This is a genomic window from Aeromonas sp. SrichE-2G (assembly GCF_017939565.1).
Classification (GTDB): Bacteria; Pseudomonadota; Gammaproteobacteria; order Enterobacterales; family Aeromonadaceae; genus Aeromonas; species Aeromonas taiwanensis.
Map to the genome: position 1 here is coordinate 290762 of NZ_JAGKRG010000006.1, position 19409 is coordinate 310170.

The 19409-nt window shown below is 63.1% G+C and carries 20 protein-coding genes; 17 read left to right on the forward strand and 3 right to left on the reverse strand.

Going from position 1 to position 19409, the window contains the following annotated elements:
• Window positions 1-196 precede the first annotated feature (196 nt).
• The 7 genes from J9885_RS11285 to J9885_RS11315 all read left to right on the forward strand — a co-directional run bounded on the left by J9885_RS11285 (window position 197) and on the right by J9885_RS11315 (window position 7604).
• The gene (locus J9885_RS11285; RefSeq protein ID WP_043757566.1) at window positions 197-1312 is read left to right on the forward strand and encodes a sugar diacid recognition domain-containing protein; all 1116 of its coding nucleotides are present in this window, start codon (window positions 197-199) and stop codon (window positions 1310-1312) included.
• A 118-nt stretch (window positions 1313-1430) separates the two neighbouring features.
• Window positions 1431-2693: a GntP family permease gene (locus J9885_RS11290; RefSeq protein ID WP_043757568.1), complete on the forward strand. Its 1263-nt coding sequence runs from the start codon at window positions 1431-1433 to the stop codon at window positions 2691-2693.
• 9 nt (window positions 2694-2702) lie between these two features.
• Complete coding sequence (locus tag J9885_RS11295; protein ID WP_210549485.1) at window positions 2703-3836, forward strand: glycerate kinase; 1134 nt, start codon at window positions 2703-2705, stop codon at window positions 3834-3836.
• A gap of 211 nt (window positions 3837-4047) precedes the next feature.
• On the forward strand, window positions 4048-4611 hold the full coding sequence (locus J9885_RS11300) for an NnrU family protein (RefSeq protein ID WP_210549486.1): 564 nt from the start codon (window positions 4048-4050) through the stop codon (window positions 4609-4611).
• A gap of 59 nt (window positions 4612-4670) precedes the next feature.
• Window positions 4671-5207, forward strand: coding sequence for a glutathione peroxidase (locus tag J9885_RS11305; RefSeq protein WP_210549487.1), 537 nt, complete (start codon window positions 4671-4673; stop codon window positions 5205-5207).
• Between the two features lie 82 nt (window positions 5208-5289).
• On the forward strand, window positions 5290-6225 hold the full coding sequence (locus J9885_RS11310) for a LysR family transcriptional regulator (RefSeq protein WP_210549544.1): 936 nt from the start codon (window positions 5290-5292) through the stop codon (window positions 6223-6225).
• A gap of 182 nt (window positions 6226-6407) precedes the next feature.
• The gene (locus J9885_RS11315; RefSeq protein ID WP_043757581.1) at window positions 6408-7604 is read left to right on the forward strand and encodes a NupC/NupG family nucleoside CNT transporter; all 1197 of its coding nucleotides are present in this window, start codon (window positions 6408-6410) and stop codon (window positions 7602-7604) included.
• A 386-nt stretch (window positions 7605-7990) separates the two neighbouring features.
• On the opposite strand, the gene J9885_RS11320 is transcribed toward J9885_RS11315, so the two are convergent.
• Window positions 7991-8485: a methylated-DNA--[protein]-cysteine S-methyltransferase gene (locus tag J9885_RS11320; RefSeq protein WP_210549488.1), complete on the reverse strand. Its 495-nt coding sequence runs from the start codon at window positions 8483-8485 to the stop codon at window positions 7991-7993.
• A 26-nt stretch (window positions 8486-8511) separates the two neighbouring features.
• A complete protein-coding gene (gene arfB / locus J9885_RS11325; protein WP_043757587.1) occupies window positions 8512-8928 on the reverse strand; it encodes an alternative ribosome rescue aminoacyl-tRNA hydrolase ArfB in 417 nt (138 codons plus the stop codon).
• A 201-nt stretch (window positions 8929-9129) separates the two neighbouring features.
• On the opposite strand from arfB, the gene glnK reads away from it, so the two are divergent.
• The 5 genes from glnK to J9885_RS11350 all read left to right on the forward strand — a co-directional run bounded on the left by glnK (window position 9130) and on the right by J9885_RS11350 (window position 14506).
• Entirely contained in the window at window positions 9130-9468 is a 339-nt protein-coding gene (gene glnK / locus J9885_RS11330; RefSeq protein ID WP_005332325.1) for a P-II family nitrogen regulator, read from the forward strand.
• A gap of 238 nt (window positions 9469-9706) precedes the next feature.
• Entirely contained in the window at window positions 9707-10711 is a 1005-nt protein-coding gene (locus J9885_RS11335; protein ID WP_134694871.1) for a Fe(3+) ABC transporter substrate-binding protein, read from the forward strand.
• Window positions 10712-10750: 39 nt separating this feature from the next.
• A complete protein-coding gene (locus tag J9885_RS11340; protein WP_210549489.1) occupies window positions 10751-12376 on the forward strand; it encodes an iron ABC transporter permease in 1626 nt (541 codons plus the stop codon).
• Between the two features lie 100 nt (window positions 12377-12476).
• Window positions 12477-13511: an ABC transporter ATP-binding protein gene (locus J9885_RS11345; RefSeq protein ID WP_043757606.1), complete on the forward strand. Its 1035-nt coding sequence runs from the start codon at window positions 12477-12479 to the stop codon at window positions 13509-13511.
• An 89-nt stretch (window positions 13512-13600) separates the two neighbouring features.
• Window positions 13601-14506 carry a Dyp-type peroxidase gene (locus J9885_RS11350; protein ID WP_043757609.1) on the forward strand — a complete coding sequence of 302 codons (906 nt, stop codon included), beginning with the start codon at window positions 13601-13603 and terminating at the stop codon, window positions 14504-14506.
• An 82-nt stretch (window positions 14507-14588) separates the two neighbouring features.
• On the opposite strand, the gene argR is transcribed toward J9885_RS11350, so the two are convergent.
• Complete coding sequence (gene argR / locus J9885_RS11355; RefSeq protein WP_005308670.1) at window positions 14589-15059, reverse strand: transcriptional regulator ArgR; 471 nt, start codon at window positions 15057-15059, stop codon at window positions 14589-14591.
• A gap of 200 nt (window positions 15060-15259) precedes the next feature.
• On the opposite strand from argR, the gene J9885_RS11360 reads away from it, so the two are divergent.
• The 5 genes from J9885_RS11360 to mdh all read left to right on the forward strand — a co-directional run bounded on the left by J9885_RS11360 (window position 15260) and on the right by mdh (window position 19259).
• Window positions 15260-16000: an ATP-binding cassette domain-containing protein gene (locus J9885_RS11360; RefSeq protein WP_210549490.1), complete on the forward strand. Its 741-nt coding sequence runs from the start codon at window positions 15260-15262 to the stop codon at window positions 15998-16000.
• A gap of 24 nt (window positions 16001-16024) precedes the next feature.
• Window positions 16025-16762 carry a transporter substrate-binding domain-containing protein gene (locus J9885_RS11365; RefSeq protein ID WP_210549491.1) on the forward strand — a complete coding sequence of 246 codons (738 nt, stop codon included), beginning with the start codon at window positions 16025-16027 and terminating at the stop codon, window positions 16760-16762.
• Window positions 16763-16765: 3 nt separating this feature from the next.
• Window positions 16766-17416 carry an arginine ABC transporter permease ArtQ gene (gene artQ / locus J9885_RS11370; RefSeq protein WP_210549492.1) on the forward strand — a complete coding sequence of 217 codons (651 nt, stop codon included), beginning with the start codon at window positions 16766-16768 and terminating at the stop codon, window positions 17414-17416.
• Between the two features lie 2 nt (window positions 17417-17418).
• Window positions 17419-18081 (forward strand): arginine ABC transporter permease ArtM, encoded by a 663-nt coding sequence (gene artM, locus J9885_RS11375; protein WP_134694865.1) that lies wholly within the window; start codon window positions 17419-17421, stop codon window positions 18079-18081.
• 242 nt (window positions 18082-18323) lie between these two features.
• The gene (gene mdh / locus J9885_RS11380; RefSeq protein WP_210549493.1) at window positions 18324-19259 is read left to right on the forward strand and encodes a malate dehydrogenase; all 936 of its coding nucleotides are present in this window, start codon (window positions 18324-18326) and stop codon (window positions 19257-19259) included.
• Window positions 19260-19409 lie beyond the last annotated feature (150 nt).

Here is a 19409-nt window from a genome sequence, read left to right on the forward strand (position 1 = left end):
AACGGCAGGTGCATCGCCAAGGGTCGCGTCAAATCCGTGATCCCGGTCGGGCCACACCTGAGGTAAAGTGGCCTATTCTAGCGATCCCCCCCTCGCTTGTCTTGATGATGTGGCATCTTTGCGCCGCCATTCAGGTTTTTACACGGAGTTTCCATGCCCTTCATATCCTGTTCCCCCTTCGTAGAGCGGAGTCCTCATGCAGCTTGATGCCATTCTCGCGCGGCAGATCGTCAGCCGGGCCATGAAGATCCTCTCCTTCTCGGTCAACGTCATGGATGAGCATGGCCTGATCATTGCGTCCGGCAATCCGGAGCGGCTGCATCAGCGCCATGAGGGGGCTGTGCTGGCCCTGACCGAGAACCGGGTGGTGGAGATCAGCGAGGCGACGGCCCAGCAGCTCAAAGGGGTGAGGCCCGGCATCAACCTGCCCATCGCCTACCAGGGGGAGTTGCTCGGGGTCATCGGCATCTCGGGGGATCCGGACATCGTTCGTGCTTACGCCGAGTTGGTGCGCATGACTGCCGAGCTCATCCTGGAGCAGGCCGCGCTCACCGAGCAGCTGCAGTGGGACAAGCGCCACAAGGAGGAACTGGTGTTGCAACTCATCCGTGGCGAGGGGCGGGTGGACCAGCTGCAGCAGGCGGCCCGCTTCCTCGAGCTGGATCTGACCCAGCCTCGGGTGGTGGCGGTACTGGCCCTGGAGGAGGCAGAGCCCGCCCGCCTGCGGGAGCTGGTGCATCTGCTGGAGCACCCGGAGCGGGACAACCTGGTGGCCATCAACGGCCTGGACGAGATAGTGGTGCTCAAGCCGGCCCAACTGAGCGACGGCGTGTGGCAGTCGGCCCAGGAGCGCAGCCGCATCAGGCAGTTGCTCGCCCGCATTCCCCACTTCCGGGTGCGCATCGGGGTGGGTGATTACTTCGCCGGGATAGAGGGGCTGGCGCTCTCCTACCAGACGGCGCGGGACACCTTGCACCGTGGCATGCGCCAGGCGCCGCGCAAGCAGGTCTACTTCTTCGAGGATTACCGGCTGCCCGTGCTGCTTGGCAGCCTGGCGGACTCCTGGCAGGCGGATCAGCTGCGGGCGCCCCTGCTGGCGCTCGCGAAAGAGGACACCAAGGGGGTGTTGCAAAAGACGCTGCGCCAATATTTCTTGCAGGATTGTGATCTGCATCCCTGTGCCGATGCCCTCTTCATTCACCCCAATACCCTGCGTTATCGGCTGACCCGGATAGAGCAGATAACCGGGTTGAATTTCAACAAGTTAGACGACAAGTTTCTGCTCTATCTCGGGCTCAGTCTCGACAGTTGATTTGTTTTTTTGAACATAAATGTTGATTTTAAAACGGTGATTTTTGGCTTTTTTGCCAAAGCATTCCGGGCGGGGATCTCCATAATGGCGCCACTCATTACAACAAAAGGTGCCCGTCATGATCCCTGTATCCGCGCTCGGCGCTCTCGCCGCGCTCTCCATCGCCATCTTCCTCATTCTGAAGAAGGTGCCGCCCGCCTACGGCATGATCGTCGGCGCCCTGGCCGGCGGCCTGATCGGCGGGGCCGATCTGACCCAGACCGTCGCCCTGATGATCGGCGGCGCCCAGGGGATCACCACCGCCGTGATGCGGATCCTGGCGGCCGGCGTGCTGGCCGGCGTGCTCATCGAGTCGGGCGCCGCTACCACCATCGCCGAGACCATAGTCCGCAAACTCGGTGAGACCCGTGCCCTGCTGGCATTGGCCCTGGCCACCCTGATCCTGACTGCGGTCGGCGTCTTCGTGGACGTGGCGGTCATCACGGTCGCCCCCATAGCGCTGGCCATCGCGCGCCGTGCCGATCTCTCCAAGGCGGCCATCCTGCTGGCGATGATAGGCGGCGGCAAGGCGGGCAACGTCATGTCCCCGAACCCCAATGCCATTGCCGCTTCCGATGCCTTCCACCTGCCCCTCACCTCGGTGATGGCGGCCGGCATCATCCCGGGCCTGTTCGGCCTGGTGATGGCCTACTGGCTTGCCAAGCGCCTCAACAACCGGGGCAGCAAGGTAGCTGCCGACGAGGTGGTGAGCTTCGACGGCGTCAAGCTGCCGGGCTTTGCCGCCGCCATCAGTGCGCCCCTGGTGGCCATCCTGCTGCTGGCCTTGCGCCCTGTCGCCGGCATAGTGGTGGATCCGCTCATCGCGCTGCCCTTGGGCGGCCTGGTCGGCGCCCTGATGATGGGCAAGTTCTCCAAAGTGAACCAGTTTGCGGTCTCGGGTCTCGCCCGCATGGCGCCGGTCGCCATCATGCTGCTGGGGACAGGGACTCTGGCGGGCATCATCGCCAACTCCGGCCTGAAGGATGTGCTGATCAGCGGCCTGACCGCCTCCGGCCTGCCCTCCTACCTGCTGGCCCCCATCTCGGGCGCCCTGATGTCGCTGGCGACCGCCTCGACCACGGCCGGTACCGTGGTTGCTTCAAACGTGTTCAGCGCCACCCTGATCGAGCTCGGCGTCACCAGCCTGGCGGGGGCCGCCATGATCCACGCCGGTGCCACCGTGTTTGACCACATGCCCCATGGCTCCTTCTTCCACGCTACCGGGGGCAGCGTCCACATGGGGGTCAGCGAGCGGCTCAAGCTCATCCCCTACGAAACCGCCGTCGGCCTGACCATTGCCGCCGTCTCCACCCTGATGTTTGGCGTGTTTGGCCTCGCCTAAGGAACTGATATGAAAATTGTGATCGCCCCGGATTCATTCAAGGAGAGCCTGAGCGCCATGGCGGTGGCTGATGCCATCGAGGCCGGTTTCAAGCAGGTGCTGCCGAATGCCACCTACGTCAAGCTGCCCATGGCCGATGGTGGCGAGGGGACGGTGCAGTCCCTGGTGGATGCCACCGGAGGCCGCATCCTGCCGGTCGAGGTGACCGCGCCCCTTGGCAACCGGGTGCAAGGCTTCCTCGGCCTGCTGGGGGATGGCAAGCGCGCCGTGATCGAGATGGCGGCGGCCTCCGGCCTGCATCTGGTGGAGCCGGAGTTGCGCAATCCGCTGCTCACCTCGAGCTTTGGCACTGGCGAGCTGATCCTGGCGGCCCTCGATCTGGGGGTGACCCACCTCATCCTCGGCATCGGTGGCAGTGCCACCAACGACGGCGGTGCCGGCATGATCCAGGCCCTCGGCGGCAAGCTCTTGAAGGCGGACGGTTCGCCCATCGCCCTGGGGGGCGGTGGCCTGAGTGAGCTGGCCAGCATCGACCTGAACATGCTGGACTCGCGCCTGAGTGGGCTCCACATCGAGGTGGCCTGCGACGTGAACAATCCGCTGTGCGGGCCCAAGGGGGCATCTGCCGTGTTTGGTCCGCAGAAGGGGGCCACACCGGCGATGGTGGCCGAGCTGGATGCCAACCTGGCCCGCTATGCGGACTGCATCGAACAGGCGCTGGGCCACCAGGTGAAGGAGATCCCGGGCACCGGCGCTGCCGGTGGCATGGGGGCTGCCCTGATCGGCCTGCTCGGTGCCGAGCTCAAGCCCGGCATCCAGATCGTCATCGAGGCGCTGAAACTGGCCGACGCAGTGGCCGACGCGGATCTCGTGATCACCGGTGAGGGGCGGATCGACAGCCAGACCATCCACGGCAAGACGCCCATCGGCGTGGCCCGCTGCGCCAAGCAGTTTGGCAAGCCGGTGATCGGCATCGCGGGCTGTCTCACCGACGACTGCGGCGTGGTGCACGAGCATGGGCTGGACGCGGTCTTCGCCGTGGTCAACCGGGCCATGTCCCTGCCGGAGGCGCTCGCCACCGCGACCACCAACCTGCAGCTCACGGCCCGTAACGTGGCCGCCCTCTATCTGCTGCGCAACTGATGCTCTTCTGGCCGGTGCCCGGCACCGGCCTCACCCTGCCCCGTGCAACCGAGGTGGCAGCTTGCCTGCCGCGCCTTCGACGCACTTGCCGATCCCCGGATCGGCTTTTTTATTATCCTGCTGTCTTTTATATGGTTTTTGTATTCTGACGAGAGGCTTTGCGGCATAGTGATCTCCTCAATTGCGAGGGGCAATGTGCGAGGAGCCACCCATGATCCTGCTGACCCTGGGGGTAGTGCTGTTTACCCTGACCCACCTCTATCCCTGCTTCGCCGTGGCCCACCGGGCCCGCCTGCGCGAGCGGCTGGGGGAGAACCGCTACAAGGGGCTCTTCTCGCTACTGGTGTTCGTCGCCATTGCCTGCATCCTGGCCGGCTGGCGCAGCGCCAGCCCATTGCCGCTCTACCCGCTGCCCGCCTGGGGCCCGACCCTGACCATGGCGGCCATGCCGGTATCCCTGATCCTGCTGTGCAGCGGGCAGGGCCAGAATCACCTGCGCCGCTGGCTGGTGCATCCCCAGCTGCTCGGTACCCTGCTCTGGGCCGGCGCCCACCTGACGGTCAACAGCGAGGCCCGCTCCCTGGTGCTGTTTGGCGGTATCGGCCTCTGGGCGCTGGTGAGCATCGTCTGGATTTCGGTGCGGGACTGGCAGCAGAAGCCGCGGCCCGAAGCGAGCTGGCAGGGAACCGGGATCAGCCTGGGTGCCGGTCTGGCGATCACGGCCTTGCTCATCTTTTGGGGCCACGGCTGGTTGACCGGGATCCCGCTGCACTGATCCCTGAACCTTGTGCGTGGATCTTGCGTATGATGGAGAAAACGCGAGGAGTCACGTCGATGAAATGGTTCACCCTGCTGTTGTTGCTCGGCTCGGGCGCGGCGTCTGCCGCCTGCCCCGATTACCTCAACGTGGAGATGCGGGAGCTCAACAGCACCCGGCGCCACAACCTCTGCCAGCTGACCGAGGGCAAGGTGGTACTGGTGGTCAACACCGCCTCCTACTGCGGGTACAGCGGCCAGTTCCGGGATCTGGAGGCGCTCTATCAGGGTTATAAGGAGCAGGGGCTGATGGTGCTGGGCTTCCCCTCCAACGACTTCTGGCAGGAGGCGGGCAACGAGAACAAGACCGCAGAGGTGTGCCGGCGCGATTACGGGGTCACCTTCCCCATGTTCAACCGGGTGGCGGTGCGGGGTTCGGATGCGGTGCCCCTGTTCAAGGGGCTGGCCGCTGCTGCCGACGGTGACGCGCCCAACTGGAACTTCCACAAATACCTGGTGGGCCGCGATGGTAAACTGATTGCGAGCTATGGCGCCAACCAGAATCCGGCGAGCGATCCGCTCAAGAGGAAGATCATCGAGGCGCTGGCGCCCTGACCCTACCCCCTGGCGGGCCGCTCTGGAATAATGGGGGCTCGCCCCTCACTCTGGTTATCCCGTGCTGCAACGTCTTCCCCAAATGGTGATCTTCGATGCCCTGGTTCGCGAGCAAGGCATCTCGGCGGCCGCGCGCCGGCTCGGGGTCTCCAAGTCCCACATCAGCAAGCAGCTTGCCCTGCTGGAGACCGGACTCGGGGCCCAGCTGGTACAGCGCACCACCCGCCGCTTCGCCCTGACCGAGCTCGGCCAGGAGTATGCCCGTCACTGCCGCGCCCTGGTGGCGGTGGCCCAGGAGGCGGAGTCCATGGTGGCGGAACGTCGCGGCAAGGTGAGCGGCGTGCTGCATCTGGGGGTCGGCCAGTCCTTCGGCCGGCTGCACGTGATCCCGCTGCTCAAGGCCTTCCAGACCCGTTACCCCGATCTGGAGCTGGAAGTCTCCCTGTTCGATCGCCGCACCAATCTGGTGGATGAGGGGCTGGATCTCTGGATCACCACCTTTGAGGACAAGCCCCAGGGGCTGGTGGGGCAGCGGCTGGCGGATATCGGTTTCGTGCTGGTGGCCTCGCCGGACTATCTGCTGAGCCACGGCACGCCGCTGCACCCCAGGGATCTGGCCCAGCATAACTGCATCACCTACCAGAGCCGGGAGCGGCGCTACCACGAGTGGTCGTTTCGTCAGGGCAAGGAGCGCCAGACGGTGCAGGTGGCGGGCAACTACCGGGTGGATCTGGCGGAGGCGGTGCGCGACGCCGCCCTGGCCGGGCTCGGCATCGCCTATGTGGCGAACTACCTGCTGGACAAGGAGCTGCAGTCAGGCCAGCTCATTCCCCTGCTGCCCCAGTGGCAGCCGAACCAGAAGATGGCGGTGCACGCCGTCTACGCCAGAAGGGAGCACCTGGACCCCAAGATCCGTCTCTTCATCGACTTCCTCAAGGAGAGCTTCGGCCCTCATCCCTATTGGGAGCAGCATCTCGCCCCCTGGCTCGGGGGAAAATTGTCCGGCCTGGAGGAATGATCGTTTCCATATAAGAACACTGGTTTTCGCTTGATACCAAAATCGAGCCAAATCAGTCAGTTGCCGCAACCGGTATCGTGCAAACGTTTTTGCTAACAGGGCTGTAACCAACTGGACTTGCAGTGGCGGGGCAGGGGGCGCAGAATCCGCGCCCATCTTTTGCCCCACCTGATGGAGTCCCTATGATTGCCCTGCTCGGCATCCTGAGCATCCTGGCCCTGGCCACGCTTTGCTCTGATAATCGTCGTCGTATCCCGTTGCGAACAGTGGGCCTGGCCCTCTGCCTGCAAGTGCTCTTCGCCGCCCTGGTACTCTGGCTGCCCGCCGGTCAGCAGGTGCTCAACGGTGTCAGCGAGAGCGTCAGCAGCGTGATCGGTTACGGTCAGGAGGGGATCGCCTTCCTGTTTGGCGATCTGGCCAAGTTCAAGCTGGGCTTCATCTTTGCCTTCAACGTGTTGCCGGTCATCATCTTCTTCTCTGCGGTGATCGCCATCCTCTACCACATCGGCCTGATGCCGAAAGTGATTGCCCTGCTTGGCGGCGGCCTGCAGAAGCTGCTGGGCACCGGCCGCGCCGAGAGCCTCTCCGCCACCGCCAACATCTTCGTCGGCATGGTGGAGGCGCCGCTGGTGGTCAAACCCTATCTCTCCAAGATGTCCGACTCCCAGTTCTTCGCGGTGATGAGCTGCGGCCTCGCCTCCGTGGCGGGCGGTACCCTGGTGGGTTACGCCAGCATCGGGGTCGAGCTGAAATACCTGATCGCGGCGGCCTTCATGTCGGCGCCTGCGGGGCTTGCCATGGCCAAGATCCTGGTGCCGCCCGCTGCCGAAGAGGTGGATCATCACGAGGACGTGGTGATCCCCCGCGCCACCAACGTGATTGAGGCGGCCGCCGATGGCGCCATGTCCGGTCTCAACATCGCCGTCGCCGTGGGCGCCACCCTGCTGGCCTTCGTCGGGGTGATCGCCCTGCTCAACGGTCTGCTGGGCTGGGCCGGTGACCTGGTGGGGCTGGAGCTGAGCTTCCAGATCCTCCTGGGTTGGTTGTTCGCCCCCGTCTCCTGGCTGATCGGTGTGCCCTGGGAGCAGGCCCAGGCCGCAGGCGCCCTGATCGGCACCAAGATTGTCATCAACGAGTTCGTCGCCTTCATCGCCCTGGTGCAGGATCAGACGCTGGATGCCTCGAGCAAGGCCATCGTCACCTTCGCCCTGTGCGGTTTTGCGAACATCTCCTCCATGGCGATCCTGATCGGCGGCCTGGGGGCCATGGTGCCGGAGCGCAAGTCTTTCATCGCCCGCTACGGCATGCGTGCCATCATGGCGGGGGTGCTGGCAAACCTGATGAGCGCCTCGCTGGCCGGGCTCTTCCTCGCCCTCTGATTGATCCCGTCAACCGGCACCACCGGTCAGAGCCCGCTTCGGCGGGCTTTTTTGTGGCTGTTCGTCGGCAAAAAAAAGCGCCTCAGAGGAGGCGCGGGGAAAAAGACAGATTGGAAGCGTCACATGGGTGCCACTTGAATGAGGGATGAGCCATATCATCCAAGTGTGAAGCCATGATGCCTGAGGGTGTCTGAAGCCCTTCTGAGGTGATGCTTCATATTCCGTTCATTTTGGAAACACTGGCTGATGCCTGTGAGATGCAGGGCTCATGCTGCATTCATTTCAATGATCAGTGTTTTATCCGCTGGCAAGGGGTTGGCTCCCGGTCACGGCTTGCTGTGATGCCGGTGTCAGCCGTCAGCACTTGATGAGCGTGCATGTCATTTTCAGGGGCGCAGTACGAAATCGTCGGCAGCCTGCTGCTCCAGCGCCAATAGCCAGCGTTTGATGGGGATGCCGCCCGCATAACCGGTCAGCTCGCCGCTGCGACCGATCACCCGGTGGCAGGGCACTATGATGCTCAAGGGATTGCGCCCGTTGGCGGCGCCCACCGCCCGCACCGCCCTGGGGTTGCCGATGGCCTGGGCTATCTCGAGGTAGCTGACGGTCTGGCCGTAAGGAATGTCGCACAGGGCGCGCCACACCGACTGCTGGAACGGGGTGCCCCGGGCGGCCATGGGCAGATCGAAGTGGCGCAGCCGGCCGGCGAAGTAGGCGTCAAACTGCTCGACGAAGGAGGCCAGGGCCTGGTCATCCCGCTGCCAGTCCGGCTGCGGCAGGATGGGGCGCTCCCCCAGCATGAACTCCACGTGACGCAGGCCGCCCTGATCGATGGCGACGAGCAGGGGCCCCTGGCGGCACTCACAAAAACTGTACTTCACGGTGTCTCCTACGAAGGATGGGCGAGCTAATCCAGCACGGGTTTGCCACGGGTGGATTTGATCTCCCCCTTGCGCTTCTTGGCGTCGACCCGCTTGCGCTGGGAGCTGCGGGTCGGCTTGGTGGCGTGGCGGGCCTTGGGGCGCCAGGCGGCTTTTTTCAGCAGCTCGGTCAGGCGGCTCATGGCCTCCTTGCGGTTCATGTCCTGGCTGCGGTGGGTCTCTACCCTGATCTGGATGAAGCCGTCGTGGACCCGGCTGTCACTGAGTTTCTCCAGCCCCTCCTTATAGAGATCCGGCAGGCTGGGGGAGTCGCGGTAATCGAAGCGCAGCCAGACGGCGGAGTCGGTCTTGTTGACGTGTTGGCCCCCGGCTCCCTGGGCGCGCATGGTCTGAAACTGCAGCTCGTGCCAGGGGATGATCACGCTGTTGGAGATGACTAACATGGGGTGATGCTCTCATTTGGTGCATCAAGGGAGCCTGGTGCAGCTTGGTGCCTCATAATGGGGCGAGATGCGCTTCCTTGGTGATCCGGAGCCGCAAAGGCTCGAGGTTTAATGGCTATCCTTATGAAAGTAAACAATAAAAATAATTGGCACAAGAATTGATGACCCATTCGTGACATACCATGGATTGGGAGCAACCAGATGAAGCTGATTACTGCGATTATCAAACCCTTCAAGTTGGACGACGTGCGCGAGGCCATCGCCAACCTGGGGGTGGAAGGCCTGACCGTCTCGGAGGTCAAGGGCTTTGGTCGCCAGAAGGGGCATACCGAATTATATCGGGGGGCCGAGTACCAGGTCGACTTCCTGCCGAAGGTGAAGCTGGAGATCGCCACCGCCGACGAAAACGTGGAAGGGGTGATCGAGGCCATCTGCAAGGCGGCCTATACCGGCAAGATTGGTGACGGCAAGATCTTCGTCTACGACCTGCTGCAGGCGGTGCGCATCCGGACCGGCGAGAGCGACGACGAGGCGCTCTGATGCCGCGACCGGTCATGTCGCTGCCGCGGGGGGCGGCAGGGATGGCCGGAGTGCGATGCTTGTAGCATGAAAAACTGGCCTTCAAGGGGCTGGATGGAACACCATCCGGCCCTTTTCCTTTGGTCAATGGTTAAATATGTGATCCTACCTCCCTGAACCGCCTTGATCCGGTGGCCGCGCCTCGTGCAGAATGCAAACGAAAATGGTTATCAATCGATATGCACACAAGGAACGGACAATGAAAATGAAGATGCTGGCGCTGGCTCTCTCCACCCTGGCCGCCCAGTCGGCATTCGCCGCTGAAGTGAACGTCTACTCCACCCGCCAGGATGAGCTGATCAAGCCCATCATCCAGCAGTTCGAGAAGGAGACCGGGATCAAGGTCAACGTGGTGTTCGCCAAAGAGGGGCTGAACGAGCGTCTGGAGCGGGAAGGCAAGCTCTCCCCGGCGGATCTGATGCTGACCGTCGACATCAGCCGTCTGACCGACCTGGTGGACAAGGACCTGGTGCAGCCGGTGGACAGCAAGACCCTGCAGGAGAACATTCCCTCCATCTATCGTGATCCGGAGAACCGCTGGTTCGCCCTGACTACCCGGGTGCGCGCCATCTACTCCAGCAAGGAACGCCTCGGCAAGCTGGCCACCATCAGCTATGAAGATCTGGCCAAGCCTGAATTCAAAGGAAAAATTTGTACTCGCAGCGGCAAGCACGAGTACAATGTGGCGCTGGTCTCCTCCATGATCGCCCATCACGGCATGGCGGATGCCAAGACCTGGCTGGAAGGGGTCAAGGCCAACCTGGCACGCAAGCCCCAGGGCAACGATCGGGATCAGGTCAAGGCAATCAAGGATGGCATCTGCGATATCTCCCTGGGCAACAGCTACTACCTGGGCGCCATGCTGAAGGATCCGGCGCAGAAGTCCTGGGCTGATGCGGTCGAGATCAACTTCCCGAACCAGGGTGATCGCGGTGCCCACGTCAACGTGAGCGGCGTGGCCATGACCAAATATGCCAAGAACAAGGACGCCGCCCGGAAGCTGATGGAGTTCCTCTCCGGCGACACTGCACAGCACATGTATGCGGATGTGAATGCCGAGTACCCGGTCAAGGCCGGTGTCGAGCCTTCCGCCATGGTCAAGTCCTGGGGCAGTTTCAAGGCTGACGCCCTGCCGGTCAGCGACTACGCCAAGCACCGCAAGGACGCCTTGCAGCTGTTGGATGAAGTGAAATTCGACTTGTAATCAGATGGGGCCAAGGGCCCCATCAACCTCTGTGGACTCATGAAAAATTTTGGATGGATTGCCGGCAGCTGGGCCACCGCCCTGCTGCTGGGTTTGCCGGTGCTTGCCCTCGTCTTTTCGGCCCTATCGGCTGACGGGGATCTGTTTGCCCACCTCGCCGATACGGTACTGATCGATTACCTTCGCAACACCTCGGGTCTGGTGCTGGGGGTCGTGCTGCTCAGTCTGCTGTTCGGGGTGCCCACCGCCTGGCTGGTGGCCATGTGCCAGGTGCCGGGACGACGCGCCCTGCAGTGGGCGCTGATGCTGCCCATGGCCATGCCCTCCTATATCGTCGCCTACGTCTACACGGACCTGCTCGACTATTCGGGCCCGCTGCAGGCGGGGCTGCGAGCACTCTTTGGCTGGAACAGTCCGGCCGATTACTGGTTTCCGGCCATTCGCTCCCTTGGCGGCGCCGCCTGGGTGCTGGCCCTGGTGCTCTTCCCCTATGTCTATCTGCTGGCGCGAGCCTCCTTCCTGGAGCAGTCGGTCAGTCTCATTCACTCCAGTCGCCTGCTCGGCTGCACACCCTGGCAGAGTTTTCGCCGCCTGAGTCTGCCACTGGCCCGTCCCGCCATCATGGTGGGGGTGTCCCTGGTGGCGATGGAGACCCTGGCGGACTTCGCCACCGTCCACTTCTTTGCCATCAATACCCTGACGACCGCCATCTACGACACCTGGCTCGGCTATGGCAGCCTGGCCACCGCCGCCAAGCTCTCCTGCCTGATGCTGCTGGCGGTGGTGCTGCTCATCGCCGTGGAGCGCCGCTCACGCCAGCGTCAGCAGGTGTTCCAGAAGTCCATGGGGTTCGAGCAGCCGCTGTGCTACCCCCTCACGGGGATGCGGCGCGTGCTGGCCGGCCTCTGGTGCTGGGGGCTGGTGCTGGCGGGGTTCGCCCTGCCGTTCGCCATCCTGCTGGACTACGGGGTGCGCTATTTCGCGCTGTCGTGGACGCCGGAGTTCGTCCGCTTCGCTGGCAACAGCCTGGCGGTCTCGACCCTGGCTGCCCTGCTTGCCATGGGGATCGCCCTGCTGCTCGGCTTCTTCCGCCGCCTCGACGGAAGCACGCGCAGTCTGCTGCCCCTGCGCATCGCCGCCATGGGCTATGCCATGCCAGGCACGGTGCTGGCCATCGGTGTGCTGGTGCCGCTGACGGCGCTGGACTTTGGCATCAACGATCTGGCCGAGTGGCTGGGGATGCAGGGGCCGGGTCTGCTCCTGACCGGCACCCTCACCGCCATCGTGTTCGGCTACCTGGTGCGCTTCGTGGCCATCGCCATCGGCTCGGTGGAGAGCAGCATGAACAAGATTTCCCCCAGCCTCGACATGGCGGCCCGATCCTTGGGGCAGGGGGCGGGCGGCATGCTGCGTCGCATCCATTTGCCGCTGGTGCGGCGCGGCCTCTTTGCCGGCGCCATGCTGGTATTCATCGAATCCATGAAGGAGTTGCCCGCCGCCCTGCTGTTGCGACCGTTCAACTTCGAGACCCTGGCAACCCACGTCTACCAGTTCGTCTCGGACGAGATGCTGGAGCGGGGAGCGCTCGGCGCCATCGTCATCGTGCTGGTAGGGCTCATCCCCCTGGTCTGGATCAACCGCAGCCTGGATGGCCCGGGCCATTGAGCCCGAAAACGTGATATAAACGGCGCCATCGCGCCTTGGCGTGCAGGGTGTCGAGCGGTTGCCGCCGCTTTGGAACAACAGAAATATGAGGATGTCAGTCGTGTCTTGCCTGCAGGTTGAGAATGTCAGCTGCCGCTACAACGGTCGCAATGTGCTGGAGCAGCTGTCCCTGACGGTGGCCGACAACGAGATTGTCTGCCTGCTGGGGGCGAGTGGCTGTGGCAAGACCACCTTGCTCAAGGCGATTGCCGGGCTGTTGCCGCTGGCCGGGGGGGCGATCCGCCTCGGCGAGACACTGCTGGAAGGACCGGGGGAGAATGTGCCCCCCGAGGCGCGCAACATCGGCATGATCTTCCAGGATTACGCCCTCTTTCCCCATCTGACGGTGGCGGACAACATCGGCTTCGGCCTGACGCGGCTCGAGCGTTCCGTGCGCCAGCAGCAGGTGGAGGAGGCGCTGACGCTGGTCAATCTGCAGGGGCTGGGGGAGCGCTATCCCCATCAGCTCTCCGGCGGCCAGCAGCAACGGGTCGCCATTGCCCGTGCCCTGGTGTGCAAGCCACGGTTGATGCTGCTGGATGAACCCTTCTCCAACATCGACACCCAGGTGCGGATGAAGCTCATCCTCGAGATCCGCACCCTGCTCAAGCAACAGGGCATAGGAGCCATCTTCGTTAGCCACAGCAAGGAGGAGGCCTTCGCTTTCGCCGATCGGCTGGCACTGTTCCGGGCCGGCCACATCGAGCAGGCGGGGCAGCCGGAGCAACTCTATCGCCGCCCCGAGAACCGCTTCGTGGCGGAGTTTCTCGGCGGGGTCAACTACCTGGACGCCGAGGTGGTGGACAGCCACTGCGTGCAGACCATCCTCGGGACCATCTGTGGTCACGAGCCTCATGGCCGTGCGGTCGGGGAGCGGCTGCAGCTCATGCTCAGGCCCCAGCAGCTGGCGCTGACGACGGCGGCTGACGGCGAGCTGACGGTGCGGGAGCAGCAGTTCCTGGGTCATCACTGCCGCGTGCTGGTGGAGTGCGCGGGGCAGCAGCTGGAGGCCAGTATAGGGGAGCCCCTGGAGGGAGAGAGGGCGCGGGTGGCCGTGGCCCCCCATTCCCTGGTGTTGTTTGACCCCTTGCCCTGAGCGCGCGATATCGTCGCGAAATCAATGAACTGAAATGGCACTGGTTTATAATCGCGCCACGCCCATAGCCAACGCCTTTGGAGAGAGACATGAAAGCCCAAGCCGGGATCTGCGCAGAGCCGAATCTGCACGCCCTCTATCTGATGTTCAACCGCACCGGTGATGCCGCCGAACTGACGGCCCGTCTGGCCAGGCTGCCGACCTTGTGGGAGTCGGTGAGCGCCGATTTCCCCGATGCCGGCTTCAGCGGTCTGATCGCCGTGGGCGCCGATGCCTGGGATGACCTCTACCCCGCCGCCCGTCCGCCCCAGTTCCGCGGCTTCATGGCGCAGTCCGCCAATGGCCAGACGGCGCCGAATACTCCCTTCGATCTGTTCGTGCAACTGCGTGCCGATCGTGTCGATGTGCTGCATCATGCCGGTCAGCGCGTCATGGCCCTGCTGGCCGGCCTGGTGGAATTGGCCGAAGAGGTGCGCGGTTTCCGCAATCTGGATTGTCGCGATCTGACCGGTTTCGTCGACGGTACCGAGAACCCGCAGGAGGATCACAGGGCCGAGGTGGCGCTGCTCGAAGGGGGCGAATTCGCCGGTGGCTCCTACATCCATGTTCAGCGCTGGGTCCACGCCATGAGCGACTGGGAGAAGCTGGCCCTGAAGGAGCAGGAAGACATCATAGGTCGCACCAAGGCCGACAACATCGAGTATGAGTCTGCCGACAAACCGCTCACCTCCCACATCAAGCGGGTCAACCTCAAGACCCCCAAGGGGGAGTCCATGGAGATCCTGCGCCAGAGCATGCCCTGGGGCACCATGAGCGAGCAGGGGCTCTACTTCATCTCCTGCTGCCGCACGCCGCTGCACTTCAACGCCATGCTGGCCAGCATGTACAAGGGGGAGGGCAGCCACTTCGATCACCTGCTGCGCTTCACCCGGGCGGTGACCGGGGCGGCCTTCTTTGCGCCGTCCGTCGACTTCCTGGTGGCCCAGGGCAAATAAGCCCGGTCTGCAGATAACAAAAATCCCGGCCTTGGCCGGGATTTTGCGTTCTGGCGCGACCGCCGCTGGGCGGTGGATCCCCTTACGGCGTCTGTTCGAACAGCTCGAGGGCGGAGAGGTAGAGCTCCTCGATGTCGGTGTCGCTGGTTGGGGTAATGAAGATGGTGTCGTCACCGGCGATGGTGCCGAGGATCCCTTCGGCCTTGCCGAGGGAGTCGAGCAGGCGGGCGATGAGCTGGGCCGCACCCGGGCTGGTGTGGATCACCACCAGGGCGCCGTTGTGGTCGACGTCCAGTACCAGATTCTTGAGGGGGCTGGAGGTGGTGGGGACGCCCAGTTCCACCGGCAGGCAGTACACCATCTCCATCTTGGCATTGCGGGTGCGAACGGCGCCGAAGCGGCTCAGCATGCGCGAGACCTTGGACTGGTTGATGTTCTCGAAGCCCATCTCTTGCAGGGCAGTCACTATCTCTGCCTGGGAGCCGAATCGCTCCTCTTTCAGCAAGGCTTTAAAGGCCTTGGCCAGTTTTTCTTGCTTGTCGTTATGTTTCATCTTGGACTCACGAGTGAGGGTGGTGACCGCCTGTCACGCTCAGGCGGCAGATACGAACAGCGTCGCTATTTTGCATTCATATGCCTGTTTTGGCAAGGAAGCGGCGCTTGTTCTGCATATTGATTCAAATATAGCTTGCATCAACGTATGCTGACGCTAGAATCAGGACGAAATTTTGAAAACTTATTCAGTTGGGCTGTATGGGTATCGAATTAATCGGCGTCGAAAAATCCTGGCACAAGGTGCCGGTGCTGCAACAGGTGAGTTTTCGGACTGCTCCCGGCGAGACCTTGGTATTGCTGGGACCGAGCGGGGCGGGCAAGAGCTCGCTGCTGCGCATGATGAACTTGCTGGACATTCCGGATGCCGGCGTGCTGCGCATCGCAGGCAGTGAATTTTCTTTCCCGTCGACCCTTCCCGCCGCCGAGTTCAACCGCCAGGCTCAGGCGCTGCGTCGCAAGGTGGGCATGGTGTTCCAGCAGTACAATCTGTGGCCCCACCTCACCGTGATGGAGAACCTGATTGAAGCCCCGGTCAAGGTGCTCGGGATGAGCCGTGAGGCCGCCATCGAGAAGGGCGCCTACCTGCTGGCCCAGCTGCAACTGGCCGACAAGCGCGATGCCTGGCCGGCTCGCCTCTCCGGCGGCCAGCAGCAGCGGGTGGCCATCGCCCGTACCCTGATGATGGATCCCCAGGTGCTGCTGTTTGACGAGCCGACCGCGGCCCTCGACCCTGAAATTACCAAAGAGGTGGCGGAGATCATCCGCACCCTGAGCCAGACCGGCATTACCCAGGTAGTGGTGACCCACGAGGTGGAGTTCGCCCGCAAGGTGGCCAGTCAGGTGATCTATCTGGAGAAGGGGCGGATCATCGAATCCGGCACCGCCGCCATCTTCCAGGCCCCGCAAACCAGCCGGTTTGCCGAATTCTTGATGCATTGATATTGAATCGATAAGGAAGCTGTCATGAAAAAGAGTCTGTTGCTGGTCGCCGCCATGGGCCTGCTGAGCACCCAGGTGCTGGCGAAAGAGATCAAGTTCGCCACCGAGGCCACCTACGCGCCGTTCGAATACCTGGATGACAAGAACGAGTTTCAGGGGTTCGACATCGATCTGGCCCGCGCCATCTGTGCCCAGGCCAAGCTGGAGTGCAGCTTCCACAACCAGGCCTTCGACAGCCTGATCCCGAGCCTCAAGTTCCGTCGCTATGACGCCGCCATCGCCGCCATGGACGTGACCCCGGAGCGGGCCGCCCAGGTCGACTTCTCCGACATCTATTACGAGAACTCCGCCGTGTTCGTCGCCAAGAAGGGCGCCTTCAAAGGGCCAGAAGAGATGGTGGACAAGACAGTCGGCGTGCAGAACGGCACCTCCCACCAGTCCTATCTGGTGGACAACTGGGTAGGCAAGGGTCTGCTGACCGTGCCGTACGCCAGCTACCAGAGCGCCTTCCTCGACATGATGAACGGCCGTACCGACGGTGTGTTTGCCGATACCGCAGTCGCCGCCGACTGGCTCAAGCAGCACAAGGAGTACGGCGTGATCGGCTCCCCCGTGACCGACGCCAAGTACTTCGGCACCGGCTTTGGCATCGCGGTGGCCAAGGGGAACCTGGAGCTGCTGACCCAGCTGAACAAGGGGCTGGCCGAGATCAAGGCCAACGGCACCTATCAGAAGATCTATGACAAGTACTTCGCGCAGTAAGCCATGTTGAACCTGTTGTTGGATGCAGCCTGGATGACCCTCGGGCTGGCCCTGGCATCCCTGGTCGGGGGCATGGTACTGGCGCTGGCGTTCAGCGCCGCCGAGCTCAGCAAGCGGCCTGCCCTGGTGTGGCCGGTGGCCACCTTGACCACCCTGATCCGCGGCCTGCCCGAACTGCTGGTGGTGCTCTTCATCTACTTCGGCTCGACCCAGGTGCTCTTCCTCATCACCGGCGAGTACGTGGAGTTCAGCCCGTTCGCCTGCGGCGTGCTGGCGCTCTCCCTGCTGTTCGCGAGCTATGCCACCCAGACCCTGCGGGCCGCCCTCAATGCGGTGCCCGCCGGGCAGCGGCTGGCCGCGCTGGCGCTCGGCCTTGGCAAGGGGCACACCTTCTTTCGCATCGTGCTGCCCCAGGCCTGGCGTCATGCCCTGCCGGGGCTGGGCAACCAGTGGCTGGTGCTGCTCAAGGACACCGCCCTGGTCTCCCTCATCGGGGTGAACGAGATGATGCGCCAGGCCCAGATGGCCTCTGCCAGTACCTATCAACCCTTTACCTGGTACGCCGCCGCCGCCCTCATCTATCTGGCCATCAGCCTGGTGAGCGAGTTCGGCCTCAAGCTGGCGGCCCGTTATACCCGCCGTTACGGAGGCTGATCATGCAGGACTATCTCATGACCCTGCTGGGGGGATTGGCCATCACCTTGCAGCTCACTGCGTTCAGCCTGCTGCTCGGGGTACTGCTGGCGGCCGGCATGACCTGGGTGCTGGAACGTCGTATTCCGGTGGCGACCCAGCTGGTGCAGCTCTGGGTACTGGTCTTCACCGGCACGCCGCTGCTCATCCAGATCTTCCTTATCTACTACGGGCCGGGCCAGTTCGAGTGGCTTAAACAGAGTGCGCTCTGGCCGCTGCTCAAGCAGCCCTGGTTCTGCGCCGTGCTGGCGCTTGGCTTCAACACCGCCGCCTACTCCACCCGCTTGTTCAAGGGGGCGCTCGATGCGATTCCGGCCGGTGAGGTAGAGGCCTGCCGCGCACTCGGCTTCTCCGCCGGGCAGACCCTGTGGATGAAGGTGCGTCACGCCGCCCGGCGACTGGTGCCCGCCTACTCCAACGAGGTGATCCTGGTGCTCAAGGGCAGTTCGCTCGCCAGTACCATCACCATCATGGACATCATGGGGCTGGCTCAGCGCCTCAACGCCCAGACCTATGACACCCTGGCGGTGTTCACCGTGGCCGGCGCCCTCTACCTGACCATGAATGGATTGTTAACAATAGGTTTCCGCTGGTGTGAGCGCAGGGCACTGGCATTCCAGTCCTGAAGCAGTCGTATTTACCTCTTAATGGTGAGGGTGGCACAGGAAATCTGTGTCTTTCCTCCCATTTATCGCATATTCCTCTCCGCTTTCGTCGCCGCTTGTTCCCTGGCTCACAGAACCTGTGATTACAACTGTTATCAGATTGTTTTTTAGGAGGGGATCCTTTAAGGTGAGGCGCACAATAAAAGACAGCCTTACCCCAACTAGAAACAACCTTAAACCTACGCTTAGACATGGAGTTGATCATGAAAGTTGCCGTTCTGGGTGCCGCCGGTGGCATCGGCCAAGCCCTCGCTCTGCTGTTGAAAAATCGCCTTCCTGCCGGTTCCGAACTGAGCCTGTATGACATCGCACCGGTCACCCCGGGCGTGGCGGCAGATCTGAGCCATATCCCGACTGACGTGAAAGTAACAGGTTTCTGCGGTGAAGATCCGAGCCCGGCTCTGGTCGGCGCCGATGTCGTGCTGATCTCCGCCGGCGTGGCGCGCAAGCCCGGTATGGATCGTTCCGATCTCTTCAATATCAACGCCGGTATCGTCAAGAATCTGGTGGAAAAGTGTGCCGCCTCCTGCCCGAAGGCCCTGATCGGCATCATCACCAACCCGGTCAATACCACCGTCGCCATCGCCGCCGAAGTGCTGAAGAAGGCCGGTGTCTATGACAAGCGTCGCCTGTTCGGCGTCACCACCCTGGACGTGATCCGTGGCGAGACCTTCGTGGCTGCCGCCAAGGGCCTGAACGTCGACAAGGTGCGCATCAACGTTATCGGTGGCCACAGTGGCGTGACCATCCTGCCGCTGCTCTCCCAGGTCGAAGGCGCCAGCTTCACCGCTGAAGAGGTCGCTGCCATGACCAAGCGCATCCAGAACGCCGGTACCGAGGTGGTAGAAGCCAAGGCAGGTGGCGGTTCTGCCACCCTCTCCATGGGTCAGGCGGCCTGCCGCTTCGGTCTGTCGCTCATCAAGGGCCTGCAGGGCGAAGCCAACGTCATCGAGTGCGCCTATGTGGAAGGTAACGGCGAGCACGCCACCTTCTTCGCGCAGCCGGTGCTGCTCGGCAAGAACGGCGTCGAGACCGTGCTGGACTACGGCAAGCTGAGCGCCTTTGAGCAGGAAGCGATGGACAGCATGCTGGCCACCCTGAAGGCCGACATCCAGCTGGGCGTCGACTTCGTCAAATAAGGCGTATCGTCGATCACAAGGGGAGCCTCGGCTCCCCTTTGTCGTTTTTGGCGGCGTGTGGCGGGCTAAGGAGATGAGCCCGGCTGCCGATAACAGAGGGCAGCAGGAGATCCCTATGATGAAACCCAGTACCCTCATCGCCATCGTCGG